Source organism: Paraburkholderia sp. JHI869, assembly GCF_038900775.1.
GTDB lineage: Bacteria > Pseudomonadota > Gammaproteobacteria > Burkholderiales > Burkholderiaceae > Paraburkholderia.
Genome location: NZ_JAYMSC010000012.1, coordinates 36,598 through 53,554, shown reverse-complemented (window position 1 = coordinate 53,554; position 16,957 = coordinate 36,598). Strand labels below are relative to the sequence as shown.

Annotated in this window: 24 protein-coding genes; 13 read left to right on the top strand and 11 right to left on the bottom strand. The window is 61.5% G+C overall.

Going from position 1 to position 16,957, the window contains the following annotated elements:
* Window positions 1-138: 138 nt before the first annotated feature.
* Window positions 139-330, top strand: coding sequence for a hypothetical protein (locus VSR72_RS20900; protein ID WP_342954242.1), 192 nt, complete (start codon window positions 139-141; stop codon window positions 328-330).
* Between the two features lie 65 nt (window positions 331-395).
* On the opposite strand, the gene VSR72_RS20895 is transcribed toward VSR72_RS20900, so the two are convergent.
* Both VSR72_RS20895 and VSR72_RS20890 read right to left on the bottom strand, forming a co-directional pair.
* On the bottom strand, window positions 396-740 hold the full coding sequence (locus tag VSR72_RS20895; protein ID WP_342954241.1) for a hypothetical protein: 345 nt from the start codon (window positions 738-740) through the stop codon (window positions 396-398).
* 175 nt (window positions 741-915) lie between these two features.
* On the bottom strand, window positions 916-1,770 hold the full coding sequence (locus VSR72_RS20890) for an H-NS histone family protein (RefSeq protein ID WP_342954240.1): 855 nt from the start codon (window positions 1,768-1,770) through the stop codon (window positions 916-918).
* Between the two features lie 415 nt (window positions 1,771-2,185).
* Here VSR72_RS20890 and VSR72_RS20885 point away from each other — a divergent pair, with 415 nt between their 5' ends.
* From VSR72_RS20885 to VSR72_RS20840, 10 genes are all read left to right on the top strand, one after another.
* Window positions 2,186-2,524 carry an H-NS family nucleoid-associated regulatory protein gene (locus VSR72_RS20885; RefSeq protein ID WP_342954239.1) on the top strand — a complete coding sequence of 113 codons (339 nt, stop codon included), beginning with the start codon at window positions 2,186-2,188 and terminating at the stop codon, window positions 2,522-2,524.
* A 487-nt stretch (window positions 2,525-3,011) separates the two neighbouring features.
* The gene (locus VSR72_RS20880; RefSeq protein WP_342954238.1) at window positions 3,012-3,200 is read left to right on the top strand and encodes a hypothetical protein; all 189 of its coding nucleotides are present in this window, start codon (window positions 3,012-3,014) and stop codon (window positions 3,198-3,200) included.
* 131 nt (window positions 3,201-3,331) lie between these two features.
* The gene (locus tag VSR72_RS20875; RefSeq protein ID WP_342954237.1) at window positions 3,332-3,565 is read left to right on the top strand and encodes a type II toxin-antitoxin system prevent-host-death family antitoxin; all 234 of its coding nucleotides are present in this window, start codon (window positions 3,332-3,334) and stop codon (window positions 3,563-3,565) included.
* Window positions 3,565-3,942, top strand: coding sequence for a type II toxin-antitoxin system VapC family toxin (locus tag VSR72_RS20870; RefSeq protein WP_342954236.1), 378 nt, complete (start codon window positions 3,565-3,567; stop codon window positions 3,940-3,942). Before VSR72_RS20875 ends, VSR72_RS20870 begins: the two co-directional genes overlap by 1 nt.
* 13 nt (window positions 3,943-3,955) lie before the next feature.
* A complete protein-coding gene (locus VSR72_RS20865; RefSeq protein ID WP_342954235.1) occupies window positions 3,956-4,126 on the top strand; it encodes a hypothetical protein in 171 nt (56 codons plus the stop codon).
* 35 nt (window positions 4,127-4,161) lie between these two features.
* A complete protein-coding gene (locus VSR72_RS20860; protein WP_342954234.1) occupies window positions 4,162-4,608 on the top strand; it encodes a hypothetical protein in 447 nt (148 codons plus the stop codon).
* A gap of 19 nt (window positions 4,609-4,627) precedes the next feature.
* Window positions 4,628-4,894, top strand: coding sequence for a hypothetical protein (locus VSR72_RS20855; protein WP_342954233.1), 267 nt, complete (start codon window positions 4,628-4,630; stop codon window positions 4,892-4,894).
* A 506-nt stretch (window positions 4,895-5,400) separates the two neighbouring features.
* Entirely contained in the window at window positions 5,401-6,159 is a 759-nt protein-coding gene (locus VSR72_RS20850) for a hypothetical protein (RefSeq protein WP_342954232.1), read from the top strand.
* A 79-nt stretch (window positions 6,160-6,238) separates the two neighbouring features.
* Window positions 6,239-6,742 carry a superinfection immunity protein gene (locus VSR72_RS20845; RefSeq protein WP_342954231.1) on the top strand — a complete coding sequence of 168 codons (504 nt, stop codon included), beginning with the start codon at window positions 6,239-6,241 and terminating at the stop codon, window positions 6,740-6,742.
* A 143-nt stretch (window positions 6,743-6,885) separates the two neighbouring features.
* Window positions 6,886-7,140 carry a hypothetical protein gene (locus VSR72_RS20840; RefSeq protein ID WP_342954230.1) on the top strand — a complete coding sequence of 85 codons (255 nt, stop codon included), beginning with the start codon at window positions 6,886-6,888 and terminating at the stop codon, window positions 7,138-7,140.
* Between the two features lie 88 nt (window positions 7,141-7,228).
* On the opposite strand, the gene VSR72_RS20835 is transcribed toward VSR72_RS20840, so the two are convergent.
* The 9 genes from VSR72_RS20835 to VSR72_RS20795 form a co-directional block, all read right to left on the bottom strand.
* A complete protein-coding gene (locus VSR72_RS20835; RefSeq protein ID WP_342954229.1) occupies window positions 7,229-7,546 on the bottom strand; it encodes a GntR family transcriptional regulator in 318 nt (105 codons plus the stop codon).
* Between the two features lie 141 nt (window positions 7,547-7,687).
* Entirely contained in the window at window positions 7,688-7,915 is a 228-nt protein-coding gene (locus tag VSR72_RS20830; protein ID WP_342954228.1) for a hypothetical protein, read from the bottom strand.
* A 240-nt stretch (window positions 7,916-8,155) separates the two neighbouring features.
* Complete coding sequence (locus VSR72_RS20825; protein WP_342954227.1) at window positions 8,156-8,356, bottom strand: hypothetical protein; 201 nt, start codon at window positions 8,354-8,356, stop codon at window positions 8,156-8,158.
* Window positions 8,357-8,410: 54 nt separating this feature from the next.
* Entirely contained in the window at window positions 8,411-8,593 is a 183-nt protein-coding gene (locus VSR72_RS20820; protein ID WP_342954226.1) for a hypothetical protein, read from the bottom strand.
* Between the two features lie 72 nt (window positions 8,594-8,665).
* A complete protein-coding gene (locus VSR72_RS20815; protein ID WP_342954225.1) occupies window positions 8,666-10,987 on the bottom strand; it encodes an SMC family ATPase in 2,322 nt (773 codons plus the stop codon).
* On the bottom strand, window positions 10,975-11,499 hold the full coding sequence (locus VSR72_RS20810; protein WP_342954224.1) for a hypothetical protein: 525 nt from the start codon (window positions 11,497-11,499) through the stop codon (window positions 10,975-10,977). Before VSR72_RS20810 ends, VSR72_RS20815 begins: the two co-directional genes overlap by 13 nt.
* A 229-nt stretch (window positions 11,500-11,728) precedes the next feature.
* The gene (locus VSR72_RS20805) at window positions 11,729-13,111 is read right to left on the bottom strand and encodes a metallophosphatase family protein (protein WP_342954223.1); all 1,383 of its coding nucleotides are present in this window, start codon (window positions 13,109-13,111) and stop codon (window positions 11,729-11,731) included.
* A 115-nt stretch (window positions 13,112-13,226) separates the two neighbouring features.
* Window positions 13,227-14,552 (bottom strand): hypothetical protein, encoded by a 1,326-nt coding sequence (locus VSR72_RS20800; protein WP_342954222.1) that lies wholly within the window; start codon window positions 14,550-14,552, stop codon window positions 13,227-13,229.
* Window positions 14,549-14,920 (bottom strand): hypothetical protein, encoded by a 372-nt coding sequence (locus VSR72_RS20795; protein WP_342954221.1) that lies wholly within the window; start codon window positions 14,918-14,920, stop codon window positions 14,549-14,551. The genes VSR72_RS20800 and VSR72_RS20795 overlap by 4 nt, the downstream gene beginning before the upstream one ends.
* Before the next feature lie 542 nt (window positions 14,921-15,462).
* Between VSR72_RS20795 and VSR72_RS20790 the strand changes: the two genes are divergently transcribed.
* Window positions 15,463-16,077 (top strand): DUF1845 domain-containing protein, encoded by a 615-nt coding sequence (locus tag VSR72_RS20790; RefSeq protein WP_342954220.1) that lies wholly within the window; start codon window positions 15,463-15,465, stop codon window positions 16,075-16,077.
* Window positions 16,078-16,161: 84 nt separating this feature from the next.
* The gene (locus tag VSR72_RS20785; RefSeq protein ID WP_342954219.1) at window positions 16,162-16,944 is read left to right on the top strand and encodes a hypothetical protein; all 783 of its coding nucleotides are present in this window, start codon (window positions 16,162-16,164) and stop codon (window positions 16,942-16,944) included.
* Window positions 16,945-16,957 lie beyond the last annotated feature (13 nt).

Here is a 16,957-nt window from a genome sequence, read left to right as displayed (position 1 = left end):
GATGGTCCGCAAAAGCGCGCAAGCGCTCACAACCGAACAACGACAGGTGTATCGCGCGCTACACTGGGTCCACAACCCTGCATAGCCCTGCGCACATTGCATGCGCTCCCGGCAACCACATCTCCGAAAGATAACAGCATGGAAATCCGCGTTGCGTACGAACATAGTCTCGCCACGGCGCCGGAGGAATTCATCGTTCAGGTGCCTTCACAGCTCGTGACCGATATTCCCGCGAACGTGCCGCGCGCCCTGCTGCCTGAGTTCATCACGAACCTGATCGTCGAGCGCTCACCGGCAATCGGAAAGATTCGCAATCTCAGGATTCTCTAGCGGACTTCGTTTCAGCGGCGACGCCTGGGTGTCGACAGGCGTTGTTGCCCGGGCCTCGGCAACACTCAGAAGAGGCTCTGCTGCCTGATATCGCGGGCTGGAGGCAATGACGGTTTCTGGCGTCGCACGCCCGTGCGGCGGCGAACAACACGGCGTACATGGGCGATCAGCTCGAAGCCTCCGTTCGCAAAACTGAGCGTGAGCCGGAACTGCGTCAGCCCATCCGGTCCGATAGCGGGCTGCACGTGCAGCGACGCACGCAAGTCCAGTCGACGGGCACGATCGATGAGCTGCGCGCGGCTCATGCCCGGCCATGCGGCCGCGATCAGCCGACCCACCGCCGGAGGAACCGACTCGGGTGGACAGTCTACGGGCAACGCGAGAGAGACGAGCTCGAAACGGAAAGCCATTCGGTTAACGGCGCGCGGCGCTGGGTCCGCACTTCCTGATGTACAAACATGGCGCCGCGCTCACGTGAGGCGACGAAGGGTCCTGAGTAATCAGTCGTAGCGGGCCGCGAATGCGGCGTGGCCAGCATGTCACTCCGCCAGCTACGACTGGATCGCCCGTTGCCGCCGTTGTCCTTTACGCTGCTGCGACTTCAGGCGTGGCGGCAGCCTCAACTGCGGCCGGTGCCTTTTTGGCTGCCACCTTGCGCGGCGCCGAGACCTTTTTCGCGGGTGCTGCGGCCTTGCGTCCACGCACGCCCTTTGCCGGAGCCGCCGCTGCACGGCCAGCCTTTTTCGCGGTGACTGCCGTCTTCGCCGCCTTTTTAGCCACGACACGCTTTGCGCCTGCCGTTTTTGTAGCTACCTTTTTCGCAGCTACCTTCTTCGCAGCAGCCTTTTTCGCAGTTGCCTTCCTGGCAGGCGCTGCCTTTGCGTCGGCAGTCTTGGCCGTTGCCCCAGCTTCGATCAGGAATTTCGAACGATCCTTGACGTCGCGAATCCAGAGCGGCGCCAGGCCACGGCCCGACCACGTCGCGCCCGTTTTCGGATCCGCGTATTTCGGCGCAACGTGATGCACGACCGCACCCGGAGCTTTTGCTGCGGCCTTCGCCAGCGTCCCAGGTTTACGACCGCGTCGTTTGGCAACAAAGCCTTCAATGTCAGCGACAGTCAGTCCGTGCTTTTGCATCAGGTCACGGATTTTCGTCAGGCCCACCGACGACTGCTTTTCGGCAATCGTTGCTGCCTGCTTCTGGAGTTTGGCAATTTTCGAGTTGATTGCGTCCAGGGTAACCATTTCTATTCCTCGCTGTGGTGTTTTCCGTTCATGCGATCCTGGAACTTCCCTGGCCTGTTTGCCAGGCACTTCGAAGTTCGGTCGGCCCGTCAGAATTGACGCGATCGTGATTATGACTTTATCAGTACGCCCGTGCAAATTGAAAGCACAGCGCGCAACGGTTTGAATTTCACTGAGGGTCAGGAATAGATGCACGCCCGATGTTGCCTGTGCGTCCCGCAACGCTGCCTTTCTTAATTTGAATGCTATTGCGCCGCAAAATAACCAATTCTCTATTATCCAGACATGTACCCGGTATCGTTGGTCGGGGAGGTATGGGTCCCGCGTCAGCGATGCGCCTGTTCGTTCCGCACGACGAATCGCGAACGCAACAAAATAAGACTCAACGTGCGCAAACAATCCTGGTGTCGCAATCGGGTTGCTTTATACTGCTCTCATAGCGGTCGCCAGCCGCGGCGCCTCCCGTGCGCCGCTCCCAACAAAATAGATTTAAGCATGCCCCACCCTCTTCGCTGCCCCGGCATGGGCAGCGTTGGGTCGCGTGGCATCCTGGCGGCACGCGATTTGCAATCACCTGCCCAACGACAGATTGTTGCGCGGAGAATACTGAATGGATGAGCGAAAGCGCGAAAGCATTGTGGCCTATCTGCGGCGACGGATGGCCGAATTCGGGATCAAACCGGAAGACATTGCGACTTCAATTGCAGCCGATCAGGAGCGTTTGCGGGCAGTGCGTTTCCGCGATGCTTCGGGCAACACTTGGGACGGCAAGGGCGCCCCACCACAATGGGTGGTTCAGGCGACCAGCGCCGGGCAGTCTCTTGCGCACTTTGCAATTGACGGTGCATCGAATCGCGAACCGGGCAAACGCAGCGGTGCCGACTGGCGCAATGACCCGTTTGCCGGCACCAGGCTCGCCAAAGTCAAAACAGAGGACGTGAGCGCCTGAGAGCCGAAACTAACCGGACCTTGAGTCCGGCATCATCTTTCTTCCCCCAGATGCCTCGATATTCACGTGATGTGGCTCCCGTCCAGTGAGGAACACAGCTTCAATGGAACGAATGGCTATGCGTCGCCAAGGTGAGCGACATTGCCAGAACTTCAGCGTTAAGCACAATGGCCCACGCGACCGTTACGAAGTCTGTCAGACGGCGGCGTTCAGGAAGCGCCTGAATCGAGACATGTCGATCGCCGACACAGCCATGAAACGCCACATAGGCTCAAATCGGGATCTTCCCTCCCAGTTCGCACGAGCGTAATTCACGATACATTCAGGCATCCTGCACAGTGGGCGTGGAGAGCTGCAACCTGTCCTGCTTGTCAATGCATGAGAAACCTTGCGCAAAAGGGACCTTCATATAGAAGAGGTTTGACATGGCGGCGCAAAGCCCGGCCTGGACAAAGCCGCTAGGCTATCTCAGTGAAATGGAGCGGATATGAGCGAAACCCCGAAGAAGCCCAAGCCGGATGTGGCGACCCCGCCGACCGTCGTGGTGCATGTTTCGCGCTCCAGCAAGAAAAAGGTCGTGGTCACTTCCGGGATGAAGGCGCAGTTGCGCAAGCGGGCGAAAACATCGACACGACACGCACTTCCCGAGCTGCCCGAGTGGCGGCTTGAGCGCTGACCAGACAACGGGCCGGCACTCGGGGGTGCGCCGAACGAATGGCTATCAGGCCCTTTTTGTTGCGCGGGACTTTCGAAGATTGCACTTCCGAGTTAGCTAAGCTAAACTAAGTTCATATTGATGGAGGTGCCATGCAAACCGTAAATATTCATGAGGCAAAGTCGCAGCTTTCGCGTCTCATTGAGGCTGTTGTCAGTGGCGAAGAAGTTGTCATCGCGAAGGCAGGAACCCCGGTGGTGCGCCTCGTCCCGGTCGAGACGAAGCCCAGGCTTCGCTTCGGTCTGATGAAGGGGAAGATCAAGATCGCTGACGATTTCAACGCCCCTTTGCCCGACGATGTTTTGGCGACATTTGAGGGTCGGTGATGCGTCTGTTGATCGATACGCACATCTTCCTGTGGGCCATGAGTGGCGACAAGCAACTCACCAAGAAGGCCGAGGCCATCATGTTGAGCGCAGAAACCGTTTTCGTCAGCGCCGCGAGCATTTGGGAAATCGCAATCAAGTCTGGAATCGGGAAGTTGGACGCAGACGTGAACGAGCTGGTAGCCCGCATGGAAGAAGCGGGCTTTCGCGAACTGCCCGTGACGGCGACACACGCCGCGGCGGTTCGCAATCTGCCCGATATTCACCGCGATCCGTTTGACCGGATGCTAGTCGCACAGGCCATTACCGAGCCACTGCGGCTGCTGACCGACGATGGCACCGTGGGTCGGTACTCCGACCTTGTAATCACGCTCTAACCGGAAAATCAGCATGGCAATCACCGTCGATAGCGAGCCCGCGGCGGGGCCGCAAATGGCGAGTTCAGCCGCGAGCGACGCGCTTTCATCGCCACGCTGCGCGACCACGGGATGCATCGCCGTCGATGAGGAAGGCAGAACATGGACGACAATCGCCGGCGACGAGCGCGTGACGGCGCGCTGATGTGGCTCCCCAACGATGCACTATAGGGAATCAAGATGAGCACGCAACTGCGGGAGGAGTTCCTGCAACAACTCGACCGAACAATCACCGACGCGCACAAGAAGGCGACACGGAATTACGCCATCACGTATGCAATTTACATCGGTGCGTTTATCGGTAGCTTAGCGGGAACGTTAGTACCTCTGCTCGCTGCGGGTGACATTGCCCGCAAAGTTGGTGCCGTCGCTGCCCTATTGCCGGCCATCGCTCTGACGGCGTTTTCGGCGTTTCGGTTTAACGTGAAGGCGGCGTGGCACAACGAACGCATGAAGAAGCTTCGGGAGATTGAACGATCGTTGAAAATCGTGCCTGAAGAAAAGCTTCCCGGGGTCATTGATCGTTGGAACAGAATCGAGTCTGGATTGCTTGACCGGTGGAAGGGGTTTGGCGAGTTACCTGGCGCGTTCACTCCTGGCGAGCCGCCGTCAGGGGGCCGTCAATAGTCGACGAAGGAAAAGATCAATGAAAATCAAGATGAAGAAAATCACGACAATGTGGGCGGGAGCCGTTGTGCTCACAGCCAGTGCAGCGATGCAGAGCGCGAGCGCGCACACGCAAGAATGGTATTCGTCTCATCTTCCAGAGGCGCGTGCGATGGAGTCACAGTGCCTGGCGCGACTGAAGACCAATGGCAGACTTTCTCAGGACGACATGGACGAGTGCCACCGTGCGTCGGGAGCGGTGGTCCATTCGGCAAAGTTCACGCCGAGCGATCCGAAGACGTATTGACAGCGACGCCACAGAAAACAGGAAAGATCGTTTAAAGAATGAGGCTGAGACCAGTCGTACGACCTTTCCTTGGCCGGTAATCGCAAATCGCCTGCGCCGAACGGGGCAGGCCGAAGGAAACCACAATGTCTGATTTTCTCCCGACGATCCTCGGCGCCATAGCGGGCGACGTCGCGTCGGCCAAGAATTTTTTTGCAGCAAATACACACCTATAGCCCACCCGGCGACAAGAAATCCTGATCAGACCACTATCCTCACGCAGTGGGGGAAGCTCTACCATCTGAACGCTGTGAGGGTCTGCACCACGGGGACGCTGGGGCCGTGCGCATTTTTGTGTAAGACGCCAGGCGTCGCCGGGTGATGTGAGACCGGTCCGCACCCGCTCCCGTGTGACGAATGTGTGCGCACCCACGCGGCACCCCTTCGCAATGCGCTAATATCCTCCACAAACGAAAGGGCGTGTAAGCGCTCTGTTGCCAAAACTAGAAAGGGGAATGGGGTTGTCGATGAAGTCGATCATCTTTGCCGCGGCGGCCGCCGTGACCTTTAGCGCGTGTTCCAAGCCTTCCGCTACCGCCGCCAGCCGGGCGCCGGTAGCGGCGTCCGTTGCCGCGCCAGCAGTGGCCTCTATGCCTGCGTCTCCCGTGCCGACTATGTCCGACTGGAACGCCGCGTTGAGCAAGCTTTACGTCGTCTCGAGCAAAAAGGACGAAGGCGACGGCATCACGAGCTTTTTCGCCAGCTTCCGGGTTCTCGCTGCGTCCGACAGCAAGAGAAAATCGCACCTGATTGCCTTCGGTAAGCGCGACGGATTTCGCAAGCTCGACTTCTATTCAACGGGGATTCCCATGGACCTCGGGACGTCCCTGGAGAATTACATTTCGCTGCCCGATGGGGCGCTGCCTGTCCTGTTCCTCAAGCCGTACTTCTTCAGCTCCAAAGGTTGGCTGTTTATGAACCACGTCGCCGTGATGGTCGATGGCGACGTGGTGTTTGAGCACGACTTCAGCAACCAGCACCTCGATACCGACCAGCTGCCGGGCGGGGTAGAAGAGAGCTATAGCTTCATGGCGACGCCGCAGGACATCGACGCGCTGCGAAAGGTGCGGCCAGACTCCAAGGTCCTGATCCGGATCACCGGGAAGAAAGGCTACGTCACGGTCGAGAAGATGCAGACGAGGACTTTCATTTCGAATATCGTGGACGCCATCCAGTTGTTCGACTTGATGACGGCGGCGCTCAAGGACCACCAGCCACCGACATGAACCGCCGGCGATGACTACCGCGTGGCTGCGTAAATAATACGCGCGATCTGCGCGCACCAACAATACATTCGGGGACGTTATGACAATCGTATGGATTCTGGGCCTGGCGCTTCTCGCGCTAGTCACGTTCGCAATTGGAAGCGGCACGAACGCCGCCGCGGCGGTCGCCGCGGTCATCTTCGTGCCGACGGTGATCGCTTTATACTTTTCGCCGACGATCGTCGCCTTCAGGCGCAAGCTCCCCAATCGCACCGCCATCCTTGTTCTGAACCTGCTGACCGGCTGGACCTTCTTGGGCTGGGTTGTCGCGATCGTGTGGGCCCATACCGGAGAAGCCGCGAGCCCGACGCCTTCGTCTGAAGCTGCAGTCGTGTCGGTGGGTTCGACCGGCGCGCCTGCTGGCGAGCAGACTTTGGCGGCTTCCCTCGCGTCTGAACGGGCGGCCGATCCGGCTACCGCTACCGATGCGGCTCGCGCGTTGAAACGCTGCCCCTATTGCGCAGAAGACATCAAGGTCGAAGCCATTAAGTGCAAGCACTGTGGCTCCGATCTCTCCGCCAGCGCGCCGACGGCGGCGAGTTAAACGACGTTGCAATGGGACATGAGAACCACGCGGATAGATGGATGGCAGAGGTCCCCCCGGTGTGTCGATCAATTTGCAATTGGCTCGACTAGCCGGAACCGAATTGGTCGATGACGTGCGTTTCAACTGATCGGAAAATCAAATTGACGACTCTCAGCTATACCAAGCTCACACAGGCCGCCGAGGCCGCAATCCGCGCGCGTCTCGACGCCGCCGCGGGAGACGGGGAAGCTGGTAATACCGACGGCGTAAATTACGAGCGAGGCGCAGCAACCGGCGCTTTCGACCTCTGGCAAACGCTGTCGTTGCAGCACCTGGACGCGCTCACGCGGGCATCCTACGCGGCTGACTTTGCGCGCCTCTACGGGCTCGTATCGCCCGAACAGACGCCGACCTAACAACAGCGGAAAGCGCGCGAAGAGAGAAAGCCCGCGCGTCCATACGGATGCGTGGGCTTTGTCCCAATACTGCCTTAAATCCAGAACGCTACGGGCAAAGCCCCTGCGGGCTGCCCGTCAGGGGTTGTAGGGAAAAAATCAGGCCGCGACGCGCCACTTCGCGGAACGCGGCATTGATCGTGTTCAGATGGAATCCCAGGTCGTCAGCGATGCTGCGCTGGGTGGGCAAGGCGTCGCCTGGCAGGAAAATCCCGGTGAGAATCGCGTGTTCGATCTGGTCCGCGACGGCGAGATAGACCCTTCCGCGAATACGCGCAAAGTCTGGGCGCCACCGTCGTTGTTCGCGTTCGTTGTTCGCGTGAGGCGTGACTGGGCGCGGGTAGGTATGGGTTGCCGGATACATCATGGCGCGCATCCTAGACCGAACTCAGACGAATCTGCTTAGCCCATTCATCGCCGCCTGGCAACGAACCAACGAACACGGCAAAGGAAGCGCGCGCGGACGACAACTCGAGCGTGCGTTGCGAGGCAATCGCCTGAGCGAGCCTTAGCGCGTCAGCGAAGGCGTCACCACCCGTTGCAGCGAGCGCAGCGCGCGATTCATCGCTCGCGAGAACGAGAGAGACGAAACGCGCAGCCCGCGTGGCGCAACCAGCAGCGACGATTCCGGCGATCGCGACATCGGCCTGTCTGCCGTCGCGTCCGCCTCAACTACTTCGGCGTGGACGAGACAGCGGACGATGTCTTCGGAAAAGTCATTGGACGAATAGCTCATGTTCAGTTTCCAGAAGGCGAGGCGTGTCCCCGTGCGGGGCATCGACGCCCCGCGGGGTAGAGGGTTCGTTCAGTGCAAAGGCAGGACACTGGCGTACGCGGACATCGCGCACAGGCACGCTGCGGCCACGAGCGACGCCGCGACGGTTGCAATCACGATTTGGCGCTTCATCGGTTCTCCTTAAGACGGAAGGCTCCGTCCCCAACCGGGAACGGGGCCTTCGAAGCCAAACGAAGAGCCTCAGGTGCAGGACTTCGGGTGGCTTGCCGGATAGACCAGCACGCGTCCGTCGTCGCAGATGCGGAAATCGCCCTGCTCGCCTTTCGGCGAATGCACAACGGTCACAGGCGTTTGTGCCTGCGGTCGAACCTGCGCGTGCGTGCACGCGCCGAGGCTCGAGGTACCGACTGCTGCAACGAGCAGCATCAAAAAGTTCATCATGATTGGATTCCAGAAAGGAAAAATTGGCCGCCCCGTCACGGGCGGCATAAGAGGTCAGGCGGTGACGCGCTGTGGTACGGGCTCGGACACGGAGACCGTGATCCACTGCCCGTCCACGAGGACGTCACGCAGGCGCGAGCCATTGAACGTGTAGACGTGTTCGTGGCCCGTGCGCGGCGATGCCGCGCGCGAGGTACGCGTGATGCTGCTCACTACGGATGGTTGCTTCTTCAACATGGTTGCTCCTCGGAAGGAAGACGAGGAGCGCCCCTTGCGGGGATTCGCCCCCCACAAGGGTTAAAAGAAAAGTCATGCGGCCAGCGCCTCTACATCGATGACGCCATCGGCTTCCAGAACAAGATCCGGCGTCTGCGAGATGAAGAATTCGCGCTCGTAGCCTCCTTGCCGGAGAACCTCGCGCTTCATCTTCATGAACTGCACCTTGCGCACGGGATCGAGCGGGCCGTCCGATTCGTCGCTGAAGAGCGTCTGGTACGGTTGCCCGGCATTGCACGCGAGATACAGCGCAATGCCGCGAGTCAGGCTTTCGTTGATCCACACCTTCTGCCCACCCGACATCACCGAAACCGCCTTGGTGCTGTCGTTGTCGGCGTCATGGACGAGGATCTCGAAGCCTTCACGCAGATCGCCCGACGCAAGTTCGCGCTGGGTACGGATCTCGACGGTGAATCGCGGGCCGTAGCACGCAAGCAGCAGGTCGTTGACCGTCTGCGTGAGCGCCGGTCCAGCATCGTCGATCGTCAGTGCCACGACGCCGTCGTTGCCCAGACCTTTTGCAAGAAGCTTCCAGCTTGCGATCTCATCGGAGAGACGTACCGCCCTCTCCTGCGTCGCACCGAACCCGTCCAGTTCCGCCTTCATCGCCTCGCGTTGTGTTTCGCGCGTAGCGTGGTGACGGATGAGCGTTTCGATACGGGCATCGAGAGCGGTGTTGGCCTCCCGGTTTGCGAACAGTTGCCTGTCAAGATCGCCGATCGCGCCGGTGACATCGAATGCAGAGAGTTTTGAGGCCTCCGCTTCAATATCGCGCAGCGCGGCCTGCAGGCGGGTCGTTTCCGCCTCACGGCGTTCTGCGACCTGCACCAGTTGCACATCGACGTCCGCAAGATCCGCCTTCGTCTGCGCCAGGCCACTCGCGGCCGCTTCGAGAAGCGGCTTGCGCGCGGCAAGCGCAGTGGCTGATTCGAAAGTTCGCCGGACCGACATGAGTGCCACGTTGGCCAACCGAAGCTGCTCGCGTAGTGGCGCAAGCTGCGCGACGACGGGCGAGAGTTCGTCAGCGAGCGCTTTCTTCTCGCGATAGGTCCTGCGAAGCGATTCAACGGCAATGCGCTGTTCACCGACCTTGCCAGACGCTTCACGCGCCTGGGCAAGCAGCGGACAGGTCGCATGCATGGCATGACCAGCACACGGCACCTGATCGACCACGGCAGCCTGCTGTTGCAGCGTCGTGAGCAATGCAGCCTTCGTTGAACCTTGCGCCTGTAGGCCACCAAGTGCCGCATTCGCTTCGGTCAACGCCGTCTGCTTGGGCTCAAGGCCGGCTATCTCGGACTGAAGCGCCTGAATGCTGGCTTCCTGCCGTCCGATCTCCAGTTGCGCCTGATCGCATTGTGCCTGTGCGCCTTCGATCGAGGATCGCTGACCTAGCGTTGCCTCGTGTGCGACGATGCCCTTCGCGAGGGCCGCACGTCGATCGTTGAGACGCCGCGTCAGTTCCGTCGCATCCGATTGCACGGATGCAAGTGACCTCTGCGTTTCGCCTCGCTGCTTCGCCAGTTCGCGAAGGCGTGCCTCTGCCGTTGCCGACTCGGCCTGCTTTGCCGCGAGCGTGGCGCGCTGCTGCCCGAGCGTCTGCGCGGTGGCAAGAAGGCCCTCGCGCTCGCGCCGTGCAGTGGCGATCGAATCCGCGTCCATCGTGATCGCCCGTTCCGTCTGCGCGAGCGAATCGCGCTTCAGGGACAGGGATGCGAGCTCGCGCTGGATGCCGTCGAGCTTGCCGCCAAGGATCTTCGCGACGTCCGCGGCTTTCGCCGAGAGCGTGCGCAGATGATCGATGTGCAGCAGTTCGGCCAGCAACGACTTGATCTCGCCCGCGTTGTAGGACGCAAGTGGCCGCCGGTTCTGTGCGGAAAACACGCTCGTAAAGAACGATTCGAGCGAGCCGCACACGGATTCGACGCAGCGGTCGTAGGTGTCCGCCTTGCCGTCTGAACGTGTGCCATCGGGCGCCACAAACGGTTGCCAGAGTCCGGCCCTGTCGAGCCATGCGAGGAAGTACTCCGCCTTGCCGGTCTTGCCGGGCTTGCGGAACGCGAAGGTCGAGCGGTAGCGCACGTTGGCGTGCTCCCATTCGAAGACCTTCTGCGCCTGGACACCACAGAGGTGGTCCCAGTACGAGAAGGCATCGACGGAGAGTTTCGCGGCGTGCGAAGGCATGATGCGGTAGGGGTGCAGGTTGTCCATCAGTGTGGATTTCCCTGCGCCGTTTGCGCCCTTGAGCGCAATCAGTCCCATCGGCAGCGTCTGTAGGTCGAGTGTCACGCTTTCGCGCTTCATCCCGTCGCGCACGCCGATAAAGCCCTCGAGCGTGAGGATCAGCGGTCGCATGGCATGCCCTCCCCGACCAGTGAGTCGTGCAGATAGTCGGACGGCAGCCAGGGCACATCGTCAGGGAACGACGCGGCGATGACCGGATCGACCGGTTCAGGTGCCGGCACAATCGTGCCGTCAATCGCACGCTCGAGCGCCGTGCAGGCCGCGCGAAACCGCGTTCCTGCCAGCTTCAGCAACTGTTCCCAGCTGTCACACGCTGTGAGCGCTTTCAGTTCACGAGGCGACCACTGGCTCGCGTAGCCGTTGCTGTGCGACCAGAGCAGATTCGTCATCTCGACGTCGGGCGCAACAACGAGCTCAAGCTCGGAGGCGTCGTCGTCATGAACCATCACGACGAAGCCGTGACGGACTGCGATCACGGCGCCGCGTGCGGGGCCGTAGGGTTGATGGAAAAGCCCCGCGGTGAATCCGGCATGCTTCACGAGAAGCTGCTGGATTTCGCGCGCGGCGCAGGTTGCATTGAAATGCTGGACCCAGTCGGGACCGGCAGGGTAAAGACCAAACATGGGGAACACTCCGGAGGGAAAGGACGGAGTGCGCCCCCCTTCCGGAGATCGCTCCCCGCCAGGGTCAAAAGAAAATGGATGCAGCGGATGCTGCGATCGATGCGCCAGTGGCGCGGGTGAACCTTGTTCCGGCAATGCGCTCACTGAAGACACGGAGCGCATTGGCGGGACACGGCTGTGTCCACGAGTGAGCGGGCCGTACGGGCCCCGCTCACTGGATGGCGGCTAGTCAAGCCGCAAAGAGATCGCCTTCGAGCCAGTCGATTGCTTCCCCCGGCGCGCCGCTCGCGCTGTGCGCGAGCGATTCGACGACCGGAAGCTCCTCAGGCGGGATTGCTTCAGCTGCAGGCGTGCCCACGACGAGTGCCAGCGGTGTGACCGCCGACGCCTGGTCGAGCTGCGCCAGTACCGCGTCCGCGATCGCGTTCGCATCTCCTGTTTCGAGCAACTGCAGACGTTCGAGAACAGGTGCTGCGGTCACATTCGCGACTTCACACCAGCGGCTGAGCTTCGCATCGACCGACGTTTCCAGGCTGATACCCTGTGCACGACTGCGCACGACCGGGAGAATGCGCGGTTCGAGCTTCACGCCCTGCGCGTTCGCGAACATCGCCTCGATTGCGGCGCGATCGACCGACTGCCGATGCTCTTCATCGACCTGCCAGCGAACGCGTACGAACGCATCGCCGGAGTCGTTCGCAAACTGCGCGAGACGCTCCATGTCGGGCGGACCATCGAAGTCAACGCAGACCATGCTGCGCGCGGGCGTGGGGACCAGTTCGGCCGAGGCCTCATTGGTATCCACATCCCATAGCAGGTAACCCTTCTCGCCCTGCTCGCCAAAGTGAAAGCGGCCAATCGAACCTGCATAGCCGACAAGTGATCCGCCGCGTTGCCACGTCTGGTGTTTGTGGATATGACCAAGCATGAACGCAGAACACTGCGCATCGAACAGCGCCGAGAGCGAGAACTCGTGATCGAGCCCCGCCATGGTGACGCCGTGCTCTGTTTCACAGCCGACCACCGTGCCGTGCGAGATGCCCACGGTCGCGATGCCGGATTCACGCAGACGCGCATTCACCTGCCCCGACGCTGCCAGATACGTCGAGAGCACGTCGCCGAGATCCGTCGCCGCGGCGAGTGCGCCAACACTCGCTGCGAACTGCCCCTTGTTGACGGTCGGCAGACAGGTGAAAACGGCCTCGGGCTGCATCGCCAGTACCTGCGCCAGCTCGCGTTCGTTGAACAGAGGCCCCGCAGATGCATGGAAGCGCCCATTCGCGAAAGCTACCTGCTGGATGCGGCTTGCGATGAACACCTCGTTGGTCGGGCCCATGAGCGCGAAGATATCCAGCGTGCCGGGCGGCTCATGTGAGAAGGTGCCCTGGAGCATGATCACAGGCATCGCGGACGCGAGACGGTGAATCCGACGCGCGAGGGCGGAGAGCGCCGGTGAATGCGCGTCGAGGCGATGGTCAGTCGAGTCGCCGGAGACGACTGCAACTCGTGCGCCGCGCATGATCGCGTTGTGCGTGGCAAATATGAAACAGCGGTCGGCTTCGTCTAGCCGCTCGGGCGAGTAGTGCAGGTCAGAAAAATGTGCGATCTTCAAAACGCACCTCCGTAAACGAAAAATGGCCGCCGGAAGGCAGCCTCGATGGGATGAACACCGTTGTGCGGCAGAGAGAAGACAGCCGACCCCGATTGACGATTGGGGCCGGCCGCGGTCATTCGAGCATCGCCGCACGAACCGCAGTCTCGATCTCGCGATCAAGCGCGTCGCGATTCTCGAGTGCTGCTTCGAGGCGAGCGTTCATGGCGTCGACGTCGGCGGGACGTTGCGCCCAGCCGCGTCCGTACGTCGCGTGAGCGAAGACACGGAAGTCGCGCTGCCGGTCCTCTACGCTAAGTCCGAGACGGGTGAGCAGGTCCGACATGCGCTCGCGCTTTTCTTCAAGCGTTTCCGGTTCCCGGGACTCACCAGGTTGCTGACCAGCCCCTTCGTCAGCCTCGTGTACGAGCGTGGCGCCTTCGAGCGGAACGTCCCTCGGGGTGCTTGCTGGTTCTCCGGCAGACGTGAGGGGATATACGTTCGTCGCACCTTCGAGCAGCGCCGCAGCTTCCGACGCCGTTGCAAGCGCGGGCGGGTGATCCTCCGCGCCATCCAGCAACGCACTGATGTCGATATCCGCGTCGAGCACTGTGAGCATCTGCATCTGGCGTACCGGTTCGCCCTGCTCGTTGATCCGCGTGATCTCGAATTCCCGCTTGGAAATCCAGAAGCGCGTGCCTGTCAGCTTCCCGCGCGCGAGCGCGACGGTCTGCATCGCCGAATACGCCTTCTGCAGCACGTAGATCGAGTTCGTCGGCATCTCCATGAGGCCGAGTCCCTTGATCTCGGGGATCGCGAAGATAAAGCGCGCCGAGAGGTTGCACTGCCGCGCTTGATACTGCGGACACCCTTGCGGGTTGCACACGCCATCGGGGATGGCGTTGTCCTCCCGCAGGATGATTGAACGTGGGCCGAAGTTGCGTTGCGCACGCTGGGCGCGTGCCTCACGTTCGGGCTTCGCGTACTGCTTGCAGAAGCGCGTGCCGTCGACACCGTACTCGGAGAAGAACTTGCGTCCGGTCGTGCCCCACGTCGCCATCTCGTTCGGGATGTTGGCCATCCAGTCGTTGAAGGCGAAGACAACGGGGAAACGGTAGAGCTTCAAACCGTCACCGCGATCCTCGCCGTAGAGACGCAGGATTTCGTCAGCGACGTCGGGGTTGGTGAAGTCCGAACGGCGGCAGGTGAAGTACGGAACATTGCGCGGCGCGAGGGCGTTTCTGATCTTGCAGCGCCGCTCGATCTCGTCGCCGATCTTCTCGAACGACTCGCCGGCACCAACAAGCTGCTCGTAGAGTTTGACGGCCTGCTCGTTTTGCCTTGCGGCTGACGTCAGGACCTTGATGCCGGGACGGATCCGGCCGATGACGGGGGCGCGAGGTGCACGCTCCTCGACGATGCTGCGCACAGGCGCAGCGCCCAACGGAACAACTGCGTTCATGATGGTTTTCTCGCAAGAAAGAAGATCGCCGAAGTGCGCATCTCGCCGGCCGAATGCTCCAGGTTCGATGCCGCCGCCTCTCCGCGGCGTGTGGCGATATGGGACAGGAAAACGCGGCGCTCGCTGTCGGCGAGCATCGCGATCTGGGCGACCTCACAGCGCGCGCGCCAGGCGCTCGTCGTGGTGTCGGTACTGGCGCGTTCGCTTTCGATCGTGCTGCTGATCGCGTCGGCGATGCGCTGGTCAATGCCATTGGGAAGAAGCATGGAAGCGTCTCCAGACAGGGAATGAAAAAGCAAAGGACGAAAAAAAACGCGCTCCCCTGGCAAGAGGAACGCGTTCTGGACTCGGATGAAGATGACCCGCACGCCACGTCCCTTTCGGGGACGTGGCGCACAGGGAGCCGCGAGGCTCATAACAGGGAACGTTAGGTCGTTCCCGGCGCGACATGATCACGTCGCGCGAACAGCCCTTTTCCGAAAACGTTGAGTTTTCGCCGCAGGTTCACGGGTCAGTCAACTACGATCGCTCTACCCGGATGGGTCTGGAGAGAGACACCCGAATATCCGGGCTCGAACGATGTCGCGGCGCAAATGAATGCGGCCGGCGAGGAGTATCACGACTGACGAGAGGGGAGCAGGTGGCGAGCCGCTCAGCACGAGGGATATTCCACACCAGCAGCCAGCTGGTCGGAGCATGCCGTAGAGGCACGACTTGAGGCAGTAGATGGACTCCGGGCTACGGAGTCGAGGTCGATGCGTCAGGAGACGCGAGCAATGGAGTCAGTATCGCCAAAAAAACGGGGATGTGCGCCCGAAATGATGACCAATATCGTGCAGCTTTTGCCGGAAATCTGCAGACGAATCGGGAACACAATGACAGGTGAGAGAGACCAGACCCGAAAAACATCATGGCCGCCGTTCTTGAAACTGCGCCGCAACCGGAAGACGCACCCGGCAACGCGGCACAGGGCGGGGCGCCCGAAGCACCCGCCCCACTCACCGCTGTTCCTGCAGGCACCGGGCTCAAGCCCATCGAGCGCCTGACGAGCGACACTCGCTACGCGAAGATCATCCCGGATTCCGCCCAGGTGACGACGCTGAGGTACAGCTCGATCTTCGTTCGGACTTTTTTGCGCTCGGACTACAACTTCTGCGCCTCAAAGATCTCTGTTGCGCGCGATGGCAAGCTGCGCGCGCTAGACCAGGCAATCCGGGAAACCAGCGAGTGGTTCACGAAGGCGATCATGTGGACCGAGCAGCTGGGCGCGCGCCAGATTCCCCGACGCTACGAGACGATTGAGCTGGAGGTCAAACGCCCGCTGGCAGGCCAGCTTGTGCGGTGCCTGACACAGTACGAGCGCCTTTTCGCCCGCGCCTGGTCGGCTCACGTCTCCCATTTGCTGACCCAGGAGCGCTGCACCGCCACGCTCGCGAATGCCGAGAAGAAGCTCAATCGCATCACGCTGCTGTGCGTGCCGGACAACGACGAGTACGACTTCGACGGCGCACGCCGCGAACACTAAAAACCCGCCCATATCCCTTTCGTTCCAGCTTGACTTCCGGGCGGGATGGCTACGCTCGACCGTACTCTAGTGAGGAGAACCCAAATGGAAATCGACCTCCGCGAGGTACAGGCGCTGCATGCGCGCTATACCCGCGAAAACTTTGTCATCGACCTGGAAAACCAGGTCAAGGCCCTGCCCGCGCCACTCCTGATCGCGCACGAACCCGCAGCGAGCGGCTCGCCGTTGCGACGCGCGTGGATAGCCCGTTGGAAGATTGGCCGCACCGCGCTGATGGTTGCGGGCGGCGCAGCCGTCTGTGGCGCTCTGGGTATGGGAGCGGCTCGCCTGTTGCCTTTGTTGCACAGTGTTCGCCCCCATCCGGTCGTGGCCCACGACGTACAGGCCCCGCCAGCGACGCGAGCAGATAGTTCGCCCGAGGCGTCCTCCACGACAGCGTCACCCCCCGCGCTGACATCGCAAGAACTGCCTACGGGAGGTGGCCACGCGAACTGGAGCGCCGCCGTTGATTCCTCGGCTGTGTTGCGGCAGGCGCCGCTATCCCGCGAAGCCGCGGCGGCGGGTTCTGCGAGCCCGGCGGGTGCGCAAGACGAACAGAGAGCGCTCACGTCCCCGCTGCGTCAGCACGTCACACAGGCTCCGCAGCCGCAGGCGAATGCGCCGGCGACTGCGAAACCGGCAACCGTCGCGACTGCCGCTGTGGCTCCTTCCCAGCCGAAGGAGGATCAACCGGCACCGAGGCCCGCGGTACGCCACGTGGCACGCACCCACATCTCGCCCACGCGGCCGGAACAGCCAGCGAGCAACGAATCCGCGAAGCCTGCCGCCGCACCAGCGCAGCGAAACGGCGACGTGCAACTCTTCTGAAGGACCGGAAACC